This window comes from Christiangramia oceanisediminis (genome assembly GCF_022570735.2).
Classification (GTDB): Bacteria; Bacteroidota; Bacteroidia; order Flavobacteriales; family Flavobacteriaceae; genus Christiangramia; species Christiangramia oceanisediminis.
Window position 1 is genome coordinate 972,971 of sequence record NZ_JANCNS010000002.1, and the last position, 18,775, is coordinate 991,745.

At 38.7% G+C, this 18,775-nt stretch carries 12 protein-coding genes; all 12 read right to left on the reverse strand.

Features of this window, described 5'->3' with window-relative positions; translation table 11 throughout:
- Window positions 1-35: 35 nt before the first annotated feature.
- The 12 genes from MKO06_RS11890 to MKO06_RS11945 all read right to left on the reverse strand — a co-directional run bounded on the left by MKO06_RS11890 (window position 36) and on the right by MKO06_RS11945 (window position 18,724).
- Window positions 36-602, reverse strand: coding sequence for a helix-turn-helix domain-containing protein (locus MKO06_RS11890; protein WP_241551370.1), 567 nt, complete (start codon window positions 600-602; stop codon window positions 36-38).
- A 5-nt stretch (window positions 603-607) separates the two neighbouring features.
- On the reverse strand, window positions 608-1,903 hold the full coding sequence (locus tag MKO06_RS11895; RefSeq protein WP_241551371.1) for a TolC family protein: 1,296 nt from the start codon (window positions 1,901-1,903) through the stop codon (window positions 608-610).
- The gene (locus MKO06_RS11900; RefSeq protein ID WP_241551372.1) at window positions 1,900-5,685 is read right to left on the reverse strand and encodes an efflux RND transporter permease subunit; all 3,786 of its coding nucleotides are present in this window, start codon (window positions 5,683-5,685) and stop codon (window positions 1,900-1,902) included. The genes MKO06_RS11895 and MKO06_RS11900 overlap by 4 nt, the downstream gene beginning before the upstream one ends.
- 128 nt (window positions 5,686-5,813) lie before the next feature.
- Window positions 5,814-6,233 (reverse strand): HYC_CC_PP family protein, encoded by a 420-nt coding sequence (locus MKO06_RS11905; protein ID WP_241551373.1) that lies wholly within the window; start codon window positions 6,231-6,233, stop codon window positions 5,814-5,816.
- Window positions 6,234-7,732: 1,499 nt separating this feature from the next.
- Complete coding sequence (locus MKO06_RS11910; RefSeq protein WP_241551374.1) at window positions 7,733-8,365, reverse strand: cation diffusion facilitator family transporter; 633 nt, start codon at window positions 8,363-8,365, stop codon at window positions 7,733-7,735.
- A gap of 87 nt (window positions 8,366-8,452) precedes the next feature.
- On the reverse strand, window positions 8,453-9,244 hold the full coding sequence (locus MKO06_RS11915; protein WP_241551375.1) for a cation efflux transmembrane domain-containing protein: 792 nt from the start codon (window positions 9,242-9,244) through the stop codon (window positions 8,453-8,455).
- Window positions 9,241-11,775 carry a heavy metal translocating P-type ATPase gene (locus MKO06_RS11920; RefSeq protein ID WP_241551376.1) on the reverse strand — a complete coding sequence of 845 codons (2,535 nt, stop codon included), beginning with the start codon at window positions 11,773-11,775 and terminating at the stop codon, window positions 9,241-9,243. Before MKO06_RS11920 ends, MKO06_RS11915 begins: the two co-directional genes overlap by 4 nt.
- Window positions 11,776-11,779: 4 nt before the next feature.
- Entirely contained in the window at window positions 11,780-12,133 is a 354-nt protein-coding gene (locus MKO06_RS11925) for a SpoIIAA family protein (protein WP_241551377.1), read from the reverse strand.
- Window positions 12,134-12,151: 18 nt separating this feature from the next.
- On the reverse strand, window positions 12,152-12,586 hold the full coding sequence (locus MKO06_RS11930) for a Fur family transcriptional regulator (RefSeq protein ID WP_241551378.1): 435 nt from the start codon (window positions 12,584-12,586) through the stop codon (window positions 12,152-12,154).
- Between the two features lie 197 nt (window positions 12,587-12,783).
- Window positions 12,784-12,936 carry a P-II family nitrogen regulator gene (locus MKO06_RS17180; RefSeq protein WP_482155875.1) on the reverse strand — a complete coding sequence of 51 codons (153 nt, stop codon included), beginning with the start codon at window positions 12,934-12,936 and terminating at the stop codon, window positions 12,784-12,786.
- Between the two features lie 103 nt (window positions 12,937-13,039).
- Entirely contained in the window at window positions 13,040-14,263 is a 1,224-nt protein-coding gene (locus MKO06_RS11940; RefSeq protein ID WP_241551379.1) for an efflux RND transporter periplasmic adaptor subunit, read from the reverse strand.
- Between the two features lie 21 nt (window positions 14,264-14,284).
- Window positions 14,285-18,724 carry a CusA/CzcA family heavy metal efflux RND transporter gene (locus MKO06_RS11945; protein ID WP_241551380.1) on the reverse strand — a complete coding sequence of 1,480 codons (4,440 nt, stop codon included), beginning with the start codon at window positions 18,722-18,724 and terminating at the stop codon, window positions 14,285-14,287.
- Window positions 18,725-18,775 lie beyond the last annotated feature (51 nt).

Genomic DNA, 18,775 nt, shown 5'->3' on the forward strand with positions numbered 1-18,775 from the left:
CACTCAGCTTGTTGTGTTATAATTTTGGTTTATATCTATACAATCTTGTCCAAAGGATTTCTAAAATTTTTCTGTCCATCCTTATAATCGCTCAGACTCATTCCAGTCTCACTTTTAAATTGCTTGCTTAGATGATTGACGTTGCTGTAATCGAGCAATTGGCTTATTTCGGTGAAATTATAATCGGGTGTTTGGATAAGTTCCTTGACCTTTTCTATCCTCAGTTTGATAAAATATTTTTCAATAGTAATGCCTTCTGTAATGGAAAACATCTTGCTGATTTTTGAATAGTCTCTTTGTAATTTATTCGCAAGAAAATCTGATAACTTTCCATCGATTTTAAGTGGCAATTCATCCATTAACTTTATCAATTCAATTTTTACTTTCTCGGTTAATTTATCCTCGGTAGAAGTGATGAGTGCAAATCCATTTCTTTCTAAAATTTCGATTAGTTTGTTCAATTGTTCTTTTTCATTGATATTCAATCGAAGCCTACCTAACTCAATATCCAACAGACTAATGTTAGCCTTAAATAGTTCATCCTCTAAAACCTTGATGCAACGGTCGCACACCATATTTTTTATGTGAAAATCTTTTACCATTGCTATTAAATTAAATAATTGATTATGGATTGTTGCACGTAATACATCTGAACCGATTCTATCTGATTCATCTGAAATTTCAATTGCAGTTCCTGTATATCGAGTACGTCATTAAAATCTATGGTTCCCGTTTCATAATTCTTGATAAGAATTTGCTCGGCATCATTGGCTTGCATTAAATTCTTAGCTTGGGTGTTGAATTTAATTCGAGCCTGGTTGCGTTGGGATATCGCTTTTGCGAAAGCTGATTCCAAAACATTCAATTGTTGCTCTTTTTGGGTTTCGATCTTCTTTTGGCGTAACTCATTTTGCCTTGAAATAGACTTGTACCTATTGTTAAAAATGGGTATGGAAACCGAAACCATAGGCATCAAGATATCTTTTCCGTTATCAGTGAACATTGCATCATCACGTGCAGTTACTGGCAGGTAATCCACGCCAAAGCCAACCATAGGTAGGCTCTCACGTTGATTGAGTAATTCTGATTGAGATATGGATTCGTAAAGTTTTTCGTATTTGATTAGTTCAGGATTGAGCGATAATGCTTCCGTGCCATATATGGGGTCTTTATCTGGTATTGCCATTGCTGCAACTATATCAACCGACATATTTTCGTTCCGATTTAGAAGATTGTTGAAGGTTGTTTGTTCTGAATTGAATTCTTCTTCTAATACCTCTTTTTGTTGTTGCAATTCATTTTGACGAATCTGCAACCGCAGTACATCTACTGCAGATGCCTTGCTCACTTCTACCGAGGTAAGGGCAAGTTGCTCATAGGTTTTTAATAGTTGAATGTTCTCTTCAAGTATTTTTTGCTTTGCTCTTGTTTCATACAATCTATAATAGGATTGGGCTACTGAAAGCGCCAATTTTCGTTTGGCGATTGTGATTTCCACATATTCAGCTTCCGCCATTGAAGTCGCATAATTTTCACGTGCGTTAATAGTACCGAACCAAGGCAACATCTGTTTTACGCCAATCCGTGCTCGTTGTGCGCCCACTCTTGTTTCAGGCTCACTTACAAAATAGCCTGCACTTACTTCCGTATTGGGTAGCCAGTTCGCTTCATTGACTTTTTCTTCGGCAATATTGTATTGCAATTCAAAAGCCTGAATCTCTGGGTTATTACTTTCGGCTTCTTCGATATAGCTTTGTAGTTGTTGCGCCTGCCCGCCGATTGAAATCAGTCCAACGCTCAATATTAGAACTGCGTTCAGGTAAGCTTTCGCGCTTCGACTGCGCTCAATACAAGTTACTGTTGAGACGAACAAAAACACCAGTATATATTTCAATTTCTTCATTTGTTTGCCCTTTTAAGTTGGTATTCTTTTTTCCAGCTATATAATACTGGTAAGAGGAAATAAGATGTGACATCGATTATCATTCCGCCAAAAATTGGAATGGCCATCGGTATCATTATATCGCTTCCTTTTCCTGTCGATGTGAGTACTGGCAACAATGCCAAAACTGTGGTCACGGTGGTCATCAAACACGGGCGTATACGTTTTCCTGCCGCTTCCAATGTGGCGAGACGTATGCCTTTTTTGCTGTCTGGCTCATTGCTTTTGAAAGATTGATCTAAATAGGTTGCCATAACAACACCATCATCAGTTGCAATACCGAAAAGGGCTATAAAACCGACCCAAACGGCCACACTTAAATTTATGGTTTTCATATTGAACAAATCGCGTAGGTTTTCACCAAAAAAACTGAAATTGAAGAACCAATCTTGACCGTATAGCCAAATCATTATAAAACCACCACCAAAAGCTACGGTAATACCTGTAAAGACCATCAATGATGTGGAAACCGAACGGAACTGGAAATACAGAATCAAGAAAATTATTAGCAATGCCAAAGGCACAACTACAGAAAGGGTTCTTTCAGCCCTAATTTGATTTTCGTACGTTCCTGTAAATCGGTAACTGATACCTTGTGGTACGACCAGATCGCCATTATCGATTTTTTGCTGAATGAGCGCTTGTGCATTTTCCACAACATCTACTTCAGCAAAGCCATCAAGCTTGTCAAACAGCACGTAGCCAATCAAGAAAGTGTCTTCACTTTTAATGACCTGCGGGCCTTGCTCATAGCGTATATCTACCAATTCGCCCAAAGGAACCGGACTACCATTTTCAACAGGAACATAAATACTTTTTAAATCCTCTGGATTTGCACGTAATTCTCGCGGATAACGAACTCTAACACCATAGCGCTCACGTCCTTCTACTGTTTGGGTAAGCGGCATACCGCCTACGGCCACCTGTAAGATTTCCTGCACATCCATAATGGATACACCGTAACGTGCCAATTGTTCTCGCTTGATATCAATTAGCATATAAGGTTTACCCACAATACGGTCTGCAAAAACGGCTTGTTCTTTGATACCTTCGGCTTGTTTTAGGATGTCTTCCAGTTGCAGACCAAAGTTTTCTATGGTTTTCAAATCAGGTCCTTTTACCTTAATTCCCATTGGTGCCCGCATACCCGTTTGTAACATCACCAGTCGAGTCTCAATGGGCTGTAATTTGGGTGCGGAAGTCACGCCTGGTAACTTGGTCACCTTTACAATTTCATTCCATATATCATCAGGGCTACCTATCTCCGGTCGCCAGTTACGGTAGTATTCCCCATCGCTATCTTCAATCAAATCGTCGCGAGTTGCACTTGTTTTTAGTTGTGATGCTTCATAATTTGCACCATTGTCAATTTCATTATTGGGGTTTATAATGAACTTGTCATATTTAAGAACAAATAAACCATCATCGTTCACACGGTAGCGTTGTCTTTCGCCATTCTGATTTCGCATATATTCAGACTTGTATTGAATGACATTTTCATACATCGAGAGTGGCGCTGGGTCAAGAGCAGATTCCGTTCTACCCGCTTTCCCAACCACGGTTTCTATTTCAGGGATGCTTGCCACAGCCATATCCAGTTGTTGTAGAACACGCTTATTTTCTTCAACTCCAGCATGTGGTAAGGATGTAGGCATTAATAAGAATGAACCTTCATTAAGTGCGGGCATAAATTCTTTTCCTGTATTGCCCATTATGATAGCTCCTAAAATCATCACTGTTGTTGGGATGATTAAAAACAGGTATCGATTTTGAAGTGCCCAGCGTAAAATGCTGTCATAGTATCTGCGGAACAATGAGAACATACCCAACAACCCAAAGCAGATTATTGCCACAAAAACCAAGTTCATAAAAATACTGCGATCGAAACCAAGCGGTCGCCAGTATTCAGCCAGTAGGAATACAATAGCTGCCACTGAAATGATAATATTAATGAGATTTTGGGTGAGGTCGAAATGAAATCCAGAAAGGGAAACGCTTTGTTTTTTTTCTTTAGCTCTTATGAAATATATACCATTGATTCCGAAAGCTATGAGAATAAGTCCAAGCCAATTCCCAAAGAAGATTGAAACGATTCCCAAAATAATTAATAGGCCATTAATCGCATATTTTGTGTGCTCCCGTAAAGAGGTTTTTCTAAACAAGAATGCTGCAAAGGGTGGAATCAAAAACAAAGCGATGACAAGTGATGCAGCTAGTGCCATTGTTTTTGTAAAGGCGAGTGGCCGAAATAATTTCCCCTCAGCGCCTATCATAGTGAATACCGGCAGGAAACTGATTATGGTTGTCAGTACTGCGGTCAAGATAGCCCCAGAAACTTCCGAGGTGGCGTTATAAATAATTTCGTTCGTACTGTATTCTATCCCGTTTTCGCGAAAGCGTAATTTTTCATCTTCCAAATGCCGAATCATATTTTCAGCAAGTATGACGCCCACGTCTACCATCGTACCGATAGCAATGGCAATTCCTGACAAGGCAACAATGTTGGCATCTACATTAAAAATCTTCATTGTTATGAAAACCATTAAAACGGCAACAGGCAATAGGCCAGAGATTAGAATGGATGCACGCAGGTTGAACACCATTACGATGATGACCAAAATGGTAATTAAGATTTCAAGCGTGAGAGCTTCATTGAGCGTGTGAAGTGTTTCCTGAATAAGTTGTGTACGGTCGTAAAAGGGAACGATAGTCACTTGTGAAGTACGACCATCTGCCAAGGTTTTTGTAGGTAATCCGGATGATAATTCGGCAATTTGATCTTTTACATTATTGATGACTTCCAATGGGTTAGCACCGTAACGAGCTACCACTACCCCGCCTACCACTTCGGCTCCTTCTTTATCTAGAATACCACGTCGAGTTTGTGGTCCTAGATGAACCTTCGCAATGTCTTTAATTCGAATTGAAGTAAAGTCTTCTGAGGTGACAACTGCATTTTCAATATCTGCTATGGACTTTACGTATCCCAAACCACGAACCAAGTACTCAGCTTGATTGATTTCCAAAGTCTGAGCACCAATGTCCTGGTTACTTTCTTTGACCGCCATTACAATATCGGTCAAACCGATGTTGTACTGTCGCATTTTTTCAGGGTCAACATCCACTTGGTATTCCTGGACATAACCACCAATTGAGGCCACTTCGGAAACACCGCTTGCAGAAGACAAGCCGTATTTCACATAATAATCCTGTATGCTGCGTAATTCTTGTAAATCCCAACCACCAGTTACGTTGCCATCTTTATCACGACCTTCCAGAGTGTACCAAAATATCTGACCTAATCCCGTCGCGTCTGGACCCAATGCAGGGTTTACACCATCGGGCAATAAATTAGCAGGAAGTGAATTAAGCTTTTCCAGAATACGGCTGCGCGACCAATAAAATTCTACATCTTCTTCGAAAATGATATAAATACTTGAAAAACCGAACATTGAAGAGCTTCGGATTGTCTTGACCCCAGGGATTCCCAATAATGAAGTTGTAAGTGGATAGGTAATCTGGTCTTCGATGTCCTGCGGTGAACGTCCTTGCCATTTGGTGAATACGATTTGCTGGTTTTCGCCAATATCTGGTATGGCATCCACTGCTACAGGATCAGTCGGTAAAATACCTGTTTCCCAATTGAAGGGTGCAGTAACAACTCCCCAACCTACAAACAGGGTTAGTATGAGTACCGCAACAAGTTTATTCTCTATAAGAAATTTAATGCTTTTATTTAGCATACATATTGGTAATTAGACAGTTACACATGAATATTGGGTTATTTTCAAATGATTGGAAATAACAAAATCTACCCTAACGATGGATCGTAGAGCTTTAATCCCGGATAAAACCGGAACTGTCTAATAAATCAAATTATGAATGTCTGGTACAATACCTGCAAATCCTGCCTGATAAATGGAGGCGAGTGATCTGAGAAAGGAATCACTTTTGATTGAGACCCTTCAAAAATAATTATGTAAGAATAAGTAAAAGATGCAACAAAGATTTGTTGTTCAAAAGTTAGTTGTGTAAAATCTTGTTTTAAATCGTCTTGGCCTTCAATGATAAGTTGCTGATCTGAACAACAAGACTTTTCTGAAATCGTTGGGTTTGAACAACTGTTAGTAGTTTTTGCTTTCTCCATTCCGCAGGTTTCCGCTTTCTGAACAAATGAAAAATCTACCAATGAATCTCCACAATAGTGCATATCAATAGTAAATGACATCGTAGTCATAAGAACTACGGCTGCCATAAAAACTGTCATTGATTTGTGAATCAATTGCTTCATTTAATGCAAAATTACAAAAAATTAACAATTCTTATTAAGATTAACATTTATTTATCTTGCTAATAGTAGCTCTGAAAAAGCTATTTTTCTTTATTAGAAGCTATAAATGCTATGGAAATAAGGCATGAAAAATGTTCTTTATATTCATTTGATTCCGTATAGTATCATTATGAATTATTTATCAGACCCGAATTCTGAGGCTTCTACCAGAGCAACCAAATTCGCTTTGTCAATATTTAAAAAACTATTATAACGTTTAAATTCCGATTTAATAACTTCAGGATAATTATAAATCTCTATATCAATTGTATTACTAAAGGAATTCTTTCCATTTTTAAGTACAGGTGAATTTTACTTTCAACTTAAATTGTCTGTATTAATAAAGGAGTGAAATTTGCAGTATTTGCTACATTTAACCCTAAACACTTGCCACTAATAAGAAGCTTCCTTTTCATTTCCACCACTATTACCAAATTGAAACAACGCTCCCTCTCCTTCAAAAAAAATTTTTTTATTAAAATTTCAGGGATCTCAAATAGGGTTTTCTGAAAGGAAATTAAAATTACAAGATCTTAGCTTTTAAACGATTTAAGTGTCCACCTTGCCAACCAACAGACAAATGGTCAAAAGGTTCTTTATGCCTGGTAAATTAGAATAGATTTCCCTTTGTTCTTTGTTGAACAAAGGGAAAGCATTCAGGCGACTAAAGTGAGTAAAGATATTCGAGAAAATTGACTTTAAGACTTGAAATTGGGCATAGAATTGGCAAAAGAACCTTTCCCTTTTCCTTACCTTAATACAAATCCAACTACAATATTATGAAGATGAAAGCCGGCCATAAAGGGAGTAATTAAGCCAGAACGCCAATCTTTTTTTTTATAATGATGAAACTAGCTATATAGAATATTTACAAAATATTTAAAGAGCCGTAGAATTAAGAATCCCCTGGCTGGACATATTACAGAAGTACAATAAATTTTAGACTCCAATACTTAACGAGAAAATAATATGATAATAACGTTCCAAAGCATTCTAATCTATATACTATAGTTGTTCTTGCAGCCTATAACCAAAAATCTGCGTTAATATGGTCTAATACGGAATCTACCAAAATACCTTCTTAAGAACTTAGTTTAGTAACACAACATATAAGTACTGCTGAAATTGTATTGGAATCCCTCAAAAAAACTAATGAGATACGAAATTTCGTTGAATGTGAGTACCGAATTATAGCCTAACTTTTTTTGGCTTTGTCTCCCTTCCTATCGATAGAAAAGTAAAAGAAATAAATCTTCAGAGGCGATGAAGATACTAAACAACCCTCCTAGTCATCCTGGATATCCCGGCTATATCTAAATGTAACAGGTTTTTGTGAAAGCATCCCAAAATATGATTATTTAAGAAAGCACTAGAATGTCATTAGGCTTCAAGTGAAAATAATGTCCAATACTAAAAAAGCTACAGCAAACCCAAGCAGACTACGCTCTATTTCTGTTTTTTTACCCCACATTATAGTCTATATCTTTAGCTTTAGAATAAGCTTCCCAGCCTTCCTTTGCTGCATAGGGCACAATTAATAAAGCCGCTATAGGGTCAGCCCACCACAAGCCTAACCACTTCACAAGAAGTAATCCAGCAAGTACCACTACGGTTTGATATAGGCAAATAAAAGTGTCTTTTGCATCCGCCAACAATGCTGGACTATCGAGTTTATTCCCATATTTCCTTTTGAAATAAATTAAAATAGGGTTAGCTACCAATGAAACCAGTAAAATGATTAAACCTAAAGTACTCCAACTTGCCGTTTCCCGATTAATAAGCTTTGTGATTGAATCATAGGAAATAAACAGGCAAACCAACGCAAAGGATGCTGCAATAACATACAATGTGATTTTTTTACGACGCTTCACCTTTTCCTCATTTATGCCCTTAATTTCACCGTGCAGGCGCCAGCCCAATGTGGTCGCGCTTATTACTTCAATAGTACTGTCTAGTGCCCAGCCAATGAGTGCCGAACTGTTTGCCATGATTCCTGCAATTAGCGAAATAACCACTTCAGTCACATCATAGATCACATTCCAAATTTGAAGTGTCCTCGCTTCTTTAAGATCCTTTTTTCTTGATTTTTCCATATTCAATTTTATGTTCTCATCGTGTTTTAATTCCGAGCCTTCGAATGTCCTATCCAATTCTATGTAATGTCGAATATTTCATTTACACTATTTCGACAATTTTAAAATTCTAATAGCCCCACGCATCACAAACGCAAACACAACACCGCCTATGACCAAATCGGGCCATTTACTGTCCAAAAAATAAACCAGCACCCCAGCCAGAATTACTCCGCCGTTTACAATAATATCGTTTGACGTAAAGATGGCACTTGCCTTCATATGCGCTTCCTTACTTTTGGCTTTGTTTATCAACCATAGGGAAACTAGGTTGCCAATAAGGGCGAAAAAGGAAACGATGATAATCCATTGAAAAAGAGGGGTTTCACTACTACTAAGGAAACGTCTTAATACTTCGACGAAACCTAAAGTTGCCAATGCCATCTGAAAATAGCCACTGAATTTCGCCACTTTCTTTTTTCTGGAAATAGCGCTTCCCACAGCAAAAAGACTTAACGCGTACACGATGGAGTCGGCCAGCATATCCAGCGAGTCAGCGATAAGGCCCATAGACGCTGAAATCCAACCCGTGGTCATTTCGATAACGAAAAAACCAAAATTGATGTATAAGATCCACCAGAGTATCTTCTTTTGTTTGGACTCATCTTCAGTAATAGGTGCTTCCGCTTTTTCTGTTCCCAAAAATTTTTGTCCAAGCTTTAATGCACCCAATTCCACGTTTATTTCTTGAGCTTTCCCCTGATGGTACACATCTAATTTCCTATTCGAAATGTCAAAGTCCAGATATTTGATTTGAGGATTTGACTCCAGTTTCATCCTTATCATCTGTTCTTCGGAAGGGCAATCCATTTGATGTATTATAAAGGTACTTTTATTCATTTTTTATAAGCTAAAAGCCTTAAAGCATTAAAAACTACCAAGAGTGTAGAGCCTTCGTGAATAACTACCGCAATACCTATATTTGCAAATCCAAAAATGGTAGCTGGTATAAGTAAGGCTACAATACCCAGGCTTACCCAAAGATTCTGCTTGATAATGGACTTTGCTTTTCTACTCAATCCAATTGCAAATGGCAGGGTTTCGAGTTTATCGGCCATAAGTGCTATATCTGCCGTTTCCAGGGCAACATCACTCCCCGCTGCTCCCATTGCAATACCAACGGTACTATTTGCCATAGCGGGAGCATCATTTACCCCATCACCTATCATCGCCACTTTGCTTTCCTTCTCTTTTAATTTTTTTATTGCATCTACTTTCTCTTCCGGTAACAGACTACCCCAGGCATCGGTTAATCCTATTTCTTCTGCCACAGCATCTGCAACTTTTTGATTATCCCCTGTTAGCATTATCATACGTTTAATGCCAATTTCCTTTAATTGTTGCAGTGTAGATTTGGCAGCTTCACGTGGGGTATCCATCAATGCAATGATGCCGATATAGTCCTTGTTCTTTCTTATAAGCATCGTAGTGTTTCCTCCACTTTCGAGCCCTTTTACTTTAGTGGATATATCTTCTGACGGTTTTTCATCATCAAGGTCATCATATAGGTCAAGGTTACCAATATAGATTTTATCATTTCCCAGGGAGGCTTTGATACCTTTTCCCAGGACAGCTTCCAGATCGGAAGCATTTGGTATTTCGGTACCTTTCATTCGCTCTTTTCCATCCCTTACCAAGGCTTTGGCCAAAGGATGGTCGCTCAGGTTTTCAACAGCAATGGCTATCTTTAAAAGTTCATTTTCTTCAATATCACCCAATGGTACTACTTCGGTAAGTTTAGGCTTACCCTCTGTTAGAGTACCTGTCTTATCAAAGGCTAAAGCCGTTAATTCTCCAAGATCTTCCAATGGACGACCACCTTTAATTAGCACTCCACCTTTTGCTGCCCTTGCCACACCACTTAAAACGGCACTTGGGGTTGAAATTGCCAGGGCACAGGGACTTGCAGCTACCAATACTGCCATCGCCCGGTAAAAACTAGCACTAAATGGTTCATCAATGACCAGAAAAGCAAAAAGCAGGATACCGACCAATATCAGTACTGATGGTACAAAGTATTTTTCAAATTTATCAGTCAAAAGCTGAGTTGGAGATTTCTGGGTCTGTGCCTCATTGACGAGTTTGACCAGTCGGGACAGTGTTGAGTCTTTGGCTTCTTTTATTACCTTTATTTCCAAGGTATTATTACCATTGATCGTTCCGGCGAATACCCGGTTTTCATCCTTGATTTCATCGTCTTCAGAATAGTCCCTGTTTTTATCTTCTACGGGAATCTTATCAACGGGAACACTCTCACCGGTAATTGGGGCCTGATTTACGCTGCTTTTTCCGTTGACCACCACCCCGTCTGCAGATATTTTACTATTGGGTTTAACCACGATGGTATCGCCAATACTCAATTCCTCAATTCCAACTTCTTCGGTTTTACCCTCTTTTTTGAGTAATGCCGTTTTGGGTGCGAGGTCTGCAAGCGCGGCAATAGATTTTCTAGCTTTATTCATTGCATAGTGCTCCAGGGCATGTCCCAGACTAAATAGAAATAATAATAAAGCTCCTTCTGCCCATTCTCCCAGGATGGCAGCTCCAACAGCAGCTACCAACATTAAAAAATCAATTTCGAAACCTCCTTTTGCCACAGTTTCAATAGCTTCTTTCGCAGTAAAATAACCCCCAAAGAAATAAGCCCCTATGTATAAAGATAAACTAACCCAATCAGGTATAGTCTCCACAAAAGAAAGCCCAAAACCAATTCCTAAAAGTACACCGCAAATAATTGCAAAGATAAGTTCAGTGTTTTTCCCAAAAACTCCTCCATGGGCATGGGAATGCTCTTCTCCGGCAGCGTGACTATCACCCTCTTTGTGATCATGGTTCGCTGCGGAACTTTGTTTCACTTTATCTTCTTTTTTTGAGCTTCCGCGACTTTTTTGGGATGCTTCGGCGTAATCATTTTCGTTTGAGGAACTTCGCTGGACCTTAAGATCTTCCTTCTCAATTTGGTTACTTATATCATCAAAATTTGTTTCTTTTTTATTGAACTCAAGCCTTATTAATCCTGAAGCAGAAACAGAAGCCTCCAATATCCCGCTAACTGCCAGAAGGTTTCTCTCTATGTTTCGAGCATGGCGGGTATGCCTCAGACCTTCTACTTCCAATAGCAAATGACCGTATTTCTCTGTAATGGCAGCGCCGGTGAGTTCAGCCAAAGATTGTATGCGGCCTATCGAGATTATGTCCGGATCATAGTGAAAGCATAATTGTGGGACTTCGTCTGGCTCTTTATCGTAAATATGAACTTTCTCCACCCCATTTTCTGCCTGTAACTCTTTAATAAGTCTATTTACACAAGAATCTTTCTCATTAGGTACCTGAGGTAATAGCACCGGAATTTTTATTTGTAGTTTTTTCATAACGTTATGCGTTTATTATCCATTCTTTGGCCGATGCTTTTTCGTTATCTCTAAAAAGTTTAATCTGTGCCTTAGTAAACGGCTTCAGTAATTCAGTAAATTGTTCCTGCCATTTTACTTTACCTACAAAAGCGACATTTTTTAAATGTTCTTCCCTGGAGAATTTAAATATCGTGATTTTGTTTAAGACACTTTTTGTCAAGTATTTAATGTCCTCCATTTCGACATACCAGCTGGTTTTTGTATGGTTTTTTATATGATCTTGTAATGTCACATAAAGCTTTTCAAAATCTTCCTCGTCAAAATTATTTTTAATGACCGTATATAATGTCTTGTCTCTTTTATAAACTATGATCATATCCCAATACTGGTAAATTTAAATCCTGGAGTTAGTAAAATCACCATTACACTTTTCACAAATTCCTTTTACTACTAAGTTTACATTTTCAGCTATATAACCTTCCGGTAAATTAATATGAGGAATTTTATGATCTGTTAAACAAACTGTTTCATCGCAACTGGTACAATGAAAATGAATATGTAAATCCTGTTCTATCTCGCAATTGCAATCGCTTTCACAAAGCGCATATTTTGGTATTCCTGTCCCGTCATCAATTTGATGCACAATTCCGCTGGTTTCAAAGGTCTTAATTGTACGGGATAAGGTAGCACGATCAGCCTTTACAAATGCATTCTCTATTTCGGTAAGTGCCACGGCCCGGTCCATTTTTCCCATAAACCTATAAATCAAAATACGCATCGCCGTAGGACGAACTTCATGCGCTTCCAATATTTTTTCTATCTCATTCATTTTTGAAATTATTTCGAATCATGTTGCTTTAATGACATTCCCGTTTTAATCTGAAAAGCATCTTCAATATTTGATAAATAAATAATACCGTCACCAGGATCTGGCGTTTTACCGTTTTCAAGGATTATAGCTATGGCAGATTGCGCTTCTTCATTCTGGCATACCAGCTCAAGCTTTACTACAGGACTATCGGTAATTTAAAAATCCAGTGATGGAGAAGCTCCCTTTGCTTTGAAGGAGCCAGTACCCTCCCCCTGTGAAAGAGTCATACTTTTAAATCCCTTTTCACTTAAAGCTTCAATTACCTTCTGAACCCTTTTTGGTTTTATAAATGCTTTGATTTCTTTCATGCTTGAATCTTTTTATAGTGTTTTCAATTAAGAATGAACCCGCTGAAGTTTTTAATTAAGACAAACAATTTTTCAGCGAGTCCATTCTTCTTATTTTTTAATTTTAATGACCGTGGGAAGTTTGACTCTTTTGCATTTCAGAAACCAGATAATAGGCATTATTGTAGGCCACCATCACACCTTCCGGTAACGGTTCCAAAAGTTTAATTTCTACCCAGCCATCTTCGGTTATCCCTGTCCTAACCTGAACAGGTTTCAGTTCCCATTCCGTTTTACCTTCCTCCTGATGCTTCTGGGCGGTAAAAACATATGGGTTCCCATCTTCTTCAATAACCGCTTCTTCGGGCAAAGCAGGGACTGGTGCCTCACCAGTCCTGATTTTTCCCTGTATATACATTCCCGGAATCAGGTAGTCCTCCTTTTTGTCAATCTCGGCATGTACATGAACGGCTTTCGGATTTTGTTCAAATTGTTTTCCTACGGAATATATTTCTCCTGTTAAATTGCTTCCAGGGACAGATTCCAGCGTAAAAGAAATTTTCTGACCCTCTTTCACCTTATAAATATCTTTTTCAAAAACCATTAAATCGGCATGGACGTGCTCATTATCAACGACCATGAACATACTGGTTTGTGGCTCCACATATTGCCCTATTTGCACCTTTACCTTTTCTATAAAACCCGTTATTGGACTAACCACAGGAACATATTCGTAAAGGTTTCCATTTCTTACTTGTGTAGCATTTATATTTAATTGTCGCAATTGAGATTCATACCCACTCACTTCTCCTTTTACCGACTGAAAATCTGCCTGGGTTTGTTGAAACGTCTTTCCGGAACCGACTTCTGCTTCATATAAACGTTGTTGTCTTTCAAATTCCTTTTCCAGAAACTGCATCCTGTTATATGCATTGATATAATCTGTTTGCATCTTTGTTAAGTTAGGATGGGAAAGGTATGCAAGGACTTCACCATTCCTAACCTTATCACCTTCAATAACCTTTATAGAAGTAACATTACCTCCTAAAATAGCAGTAACGGTAGCTTCGTACTGAGGCGGCACTTCCAATTGCCCATTTGCTTCTACTATCCCAGAGAGTGCTTTGGTACCTAACGAATCTACTTTGATTCCCAGACTGTTGAATTTCAATTCAGAAAGGTGTACTGAACGCATCCCACTTTTTTCTTCGTTGTTCTCCTTATCTTCTTCTGAATTAGAGGCTGTTACCCCGGAGCTGTTTTCCTCTTTATTAGAGTCTTCCTTACAACCGATAAACAGCGTAAGTGAAAAAGCAAGCATCAGGAGATTTATAGTTTTAATATTCATATCGTTTATATGTTTAATTTTTTACTTTGAATTTTTCAGATAATATTCGAGTTGATAACGGCTATCGAGATAATCATTGAAAGCGCTCCACGCATGCACCTCGATACGAATTGCATCCCTTATATTTTGAAGAAAAGTCACATAATCTATAGCTCCTTCTTTAAACGCCAGCACAGATCCGTTCTGTTGCTCCTTAGCCAAAGGAAGTGCCTTCTCCTTATAATAGTTCCAGGAATTTCTCCATTTTATAAATTCTTCCCGCATATTCTTATATTCTGTTTCCAGTTCCAGTTTATCCTGATAAAAATTCTGTTCTGCAATCTCCCGGTTGATTTTTGCTTCCTGAGTTCGGCCCAATGTGGGACCAAAGAATAATGGAATCTGTATACCTATTTGGTATTGATAAAACCCCGATTGTCCATTTATTTCCTGCATGGCATATTGTCCCTGAAGCTTAGGCAAGAACTCAGATTTCCGTTCTCTCGTAACAGCCCTGGCAACATCAACCCTCTGCTCAGCTACATTTAGAAATGGATGATTTTCTAGTGATTCCACTAAAAAATTTAATGGTTCATCTAATGTTTCAACCGATACCTCTGGAACGTCGTATAAGGTATCGCTGGCCAGCCAGAGGTTTAGTTGTTGCAATGACTTTTGATAATTTCGAAAAGATTGCTCTAACTGTATTCTAACCTCGTTTCCCTGATTGGATGTGGCCAGGTATTCCAGTTTGGAGGTGGCTTCTGTTTCATATCTAATCCGGGCCGCCCGTTCAATATCTTCAAATATTGAATCCATTTTCTTATATACCTGAAAAATTTTCTTTTGAGCATAAACAGAAGCCCAGGCCCTGCTTACCCGGCGTTCAATTTCAATAGTATTGAGATCCAAGGCGTTTTCTGCAAGTGCTACCCTTTCTTTTTGCAACTTTAAGCGGGGGGCAATTCCGAAGATATCAATGCCCTGTTGTTGGACTCCTATTTTAGTATAAACACCTTCAGATCCATTTCCTACTTCTTCTTTTCCTGTAAAGATTTGAGTATTCCCAAAATCAAAAGCTGTTTTGCGTAATACTTCTTCCCCTTCTATTGCAAGCTGAGCAGCTTTTAACTGAGGATAGTTTTTAACCGCCATCTCTTTCGCATTTTCCAAACTAATAGTTTGTAAACTATCTTGCAAAACCTGGTTATTTTCCTCCATATTTGATTGTGCGGAAGCTGAAAAAGTCCCAGCCAGAATGCAACCTATAACCAGGATGGTTGCCAAAGATCCTGAATAGGTGTTTTTAAGCTCGTTGGATTTTTGTTTTTTCTTTTCCCGCTTTCTTTCTACAAAAGTATAAAGCACCGGTAGCACAATGAGAGTTAGCAAAGTCGCTGTAAGCATCCCACCAATTACTACCGTGGCAAGTGGTTGTTGCACTTCTGCACCCGCAGAAGTAGAAAATGCCATGGGTAAAAAGCCAAAAATATCTGTTGTCGCTGTTAACATAATAGGTCTGATTCGTTCTTTGGTTCCTGTAAAAATCCTCTCTCTTATACTGGTCACTCCTTCTTCTTTTAAGGAATTAAATCTATTGATTAGTACCAGTCCGTTTAAAACTGCTACCCCAAATAATACGATGAATCCCACACCGGCAGAAATACTGAATGGCATATCCCTTATCCACAAGGCGAACACGCCTCCAATGGCAGCCAATGGAATTGCTATATAAATCATAATGGATTGGGAAAAAGACTGTAAGGCAAAATATAGGAGGACAAATATTAAAAATAACGCAATTGGGACTACGATGATTAATCTGTCTTTAGCACTTTGTAGGTTCTCGAATTCCCCGCCATAAGAAATATAATAGCCTGGAGGTAAATCTAATTCTTCATCCAGTTTCTGCTGAATGTCATTCACTACAGATTCTACATCCCTTCCTCTGGCATTAACCCCTACATAGGTTCTTCTATAAGTATCATCCCGGGAAATTTGCATGGGTCCCGCCACATATTCTATATTGGCCACTTCTTTTATAGGTACCTGGGTTCCATCGGGAAGATCTATATACATCCCCCGCAGATCATCAATATTCTTTCGATGATTTTCATCAAAGCGTACTACTAAATCAAAACGTTTTTCCCCTTCAAAAATAACTCCGGCCGTACCTCCGGCGAAAGCGGTACTTATATAATCGTTAACTTTTTGAATGTCCAACCCATATTGGGCAATTTTCCTACGATTAAATTTAACGGTCATTTGCGGTAAACCAGAAGTTCTTTCAGGATTTACATCTCCTGCGCCGGGCACTGTTTGAATAATATCTGCCATCTCCTGCACTTTTTCTGACAGGACTTTAAGATCTTCTCCATATAATTTAACCGCAATATCTTCCCTGACACCTTCAAGCAACTCATTAAAACGTAGCTCTACCGGTTGGGTAAATACCAGGTTAACCCCGGTAAGCTCTTCGTTAAGTTTTTCCTTGATTTGTTCTATCAACCCTTCTTTAGTATCAGATGTAGTCCATTTATCCTTATCTTTTTCAAGGATCAGGTACATATCTGCTATGTCCATAGGCATAGGATCTGTAGGAATATCAGCCACCCCTATTCTCGCCGTAGCTGTTTTAATTTCAGGGAAATTTTCTAAAAGTAAATTTTCTATTTTTTTAGAGACCTCAATGGATTCTGTAAGTGAGCTACCAGGCCTAATTAAAGCCTGCATGGCTATATCCCCTTCATCGAGTTGTGGAACGAATTCACCTCCCATTCTGGAGAATAGAAAACCAGCAATAATAAGCAGTACTACTGCGGAACCAAGTACTATTAATTTAAGTTTTAATGCCCCTTTCAGTAAAGGCATATATGCTTTTTGAATTGCACGAATAATTTTATCGCTTATTTTTTCCAGCCAGCGTTCGAACCTGCCAAACCAGTTCTTTTTATTCTGAATAGGTTTCATCAGTAAAGCGGACATCATGGGTACGTAAGTAAGGCATAAGAAAATTGCCCCAATCATGGCAAAACCGAATGTAAATGCCATGGGTCGAAACATTTTTCCTTCTACCCCTGTAAGAAAGAGAATAGGTGCAAAAACAATAAGTATAATGATTTGTCCGAAGAAGGCAGAACCCATCATAGTACTCCCTGCATCATACGCCACCTCATCCATGACACCCTTCTTGAATTTTATTTTACCGGATCGAATGCGCTTTTGTATTTCATATACAGTGCCTTCAATAATAATAACTGCCCCGTCTATAATGATTCCGAAGTCAATCGCACCCAGACTCATTAAATTTGCCCAAACATTAAATTGTTTCATGAGTATAAAGGCAAAGAGCAGGGACAATGGGATGGTAGTAGCGGTTATAAGGCCACCTCTTAAACTTCCCAGTAAGATCACCAGTGCAAAAATCACTATCAATGCACCTTCCAGTAAATTAGTTTTGACAGTATCGGTAGTTCTTCCTATCAATTCACTTCGGTCAATGATAGGTTCGATGGTTAAACCTTCAGGCAAAGATTTTGATACTTCGGCCATACGATCTTTAACATCCTGAATTACGGCATTTGGATTGGCTCCTTTAAGCATCATAATAATTCCACCCACTGCTTCTTCGCCATCCTGGGTAAAAGCACCATACCGCACCTGACTTCCATACTGAACATTTTCAGCAACATCTCCAATAGTCACCGGAATGCCATTTTGGGTGGTGATAGAAATCTCTCTAATATCGTCCAACGAGCGAATTAATCCTTCCCCTCTTATAAAATTGGACATTTTATTTTTTTCAATATAAGCTCCCCCTGTATTCACATTATTACGGGACAAAGCTTCGTAAACTTCAGATATACTGATACCGGTACTGTTTAATTTTTCCGGATTAACGGCAACCTCGTATTGCTTTATTGAACCTCCAAAAGAATTTACTTCAACCACTCCTTCCAACAGGGTTAGTTGACGTTTAACTATCCAGTCCTGAATTGTTCGAAGCTCCATGGGAGAATAGTCGTCTGCATATCCTTCTTCCGGTTTAATCGTGTATTCATAAATTTGCCCTAAGCCGGTGGATATTGGGCCCATCGCCGGACTGCCAAATTTTTCTGGAATTGTTTGGTTCAATTCATTAAGCTTTTCCTGAACAAGCTGACGGGGCAGGTAAGTTCCCATATCGTCTTTAAAAACGATGGTAACTACAGAAAGTCCAAACCGGGAAACCGATCGTATTTCTGTAACTCCGGGTAAATTCCCCATGGAAAGTTCTACAGGATAGGTTACAAACTGTTCAATATCTTCGGTAGCCAGATTAGGGGATTGGGTAATCACCTGCACCTGATTGTTGGTAATATCTGGTACCGATCCCAGATTTACGGTAGACATGGACCAAATACCAGTACCAATAAGCGCTATAGTAAGTAGTCCAATAATAAATTTATTATTAATGGAAAATGAAATGATTCTATTAATCATATAAGAAAAATTAATTCAGTTAAACATCTCGATAGTTCCTAAGAGGAAAAA

Excerpts from the sequence above, each read along its gene's own strand:
- MKO06_RS11920 (WP_241551376.1), bottom strand. The coding sequence starts at position 11,775 with ATGAAAAAACTACAAATAAAAATTCCGGTGCTATTACCTCAGGTACCT.
- MKO06_RS17180 (WP_482155875.1), bottom strand. The coding sequence starts at position 12,936 with ATGAAAGAAATCAAAGCATTTATAAAACCAAAAAGGGTTCAGAAGGTA.
- MKO06_RS11925 (WP_241551377.1), bottom strand. The coding sequence starts at position 12,133 with ATGATCATAGTTTATAAAAGAGACAAGACATTATATACGGTCATTAAA.
- MKO06_RS11940 (WP_241551379.1), bottom strand. The coding sequence starts at position 14,263 with ATGAATATTAAAACTATAAATCTCCTGATGCTTGCTTTTTCACTTACG.
- MKO06_RS11945 (WP_241551380.1), bottom strand. The coding sequence starts at position 18,724 with ATGATTAATAGAATCATTTCATTTTCCATTAATAATAAATTTATTATT.
- MKO06_RS11890 (WP_241551370.1), bottom strand. The coding sequence starts at position 602 with ATGGTAAAAGATTTTCACATAAAAAATATGGTGTGCGACCGTTGCATC.
- MKO06_RS11905 (WP_241551373.1), bottom strand. The coding sequence starts at position 6,233 with ATGAAGCAATTGATTCACAAATCAATGACAGTTTTTATGGCAGCCGTA.
- MKO06_RS11895 (WP_241551371.1), bottom strand. The coding sequence starts at position 1,903 with ATGAAGAAATTGAAATATATACTGGTGTTTTTGTTCGTCTCAACAGTA.
- MKO06_RS11910 (WP_241551374.1), bottom strand. The coding sequence starts at position 8,365 with ATGGAAAAATCAAGAAAAAAGGATCTTAAAGAAGCGAGGACACTTCAA.
- MKO06_RS11900 (WP_241551372.1), bottom strand. The coding sequence starts at position 5,685 with ATGCTAAATAAAAGCATTAAATTTCTTATAGAGAATAAACTTGTTGCG.
- MKO06_RS11915 (WP_241551375.1), bottom strand. The coding sequence starts at position 9,244 with ATGAATAAAAGTACCTTTATAATACATCAAATGGATTGCCCTTCCGAA.
- MKO06_RS11930 (WP_241551378.1), bottom strand. The coding sequence starts at position 12,586 with ATGAATGAGATAGAAAAAATATTGGAAGCGCATGAAGTTCGTCCTACG.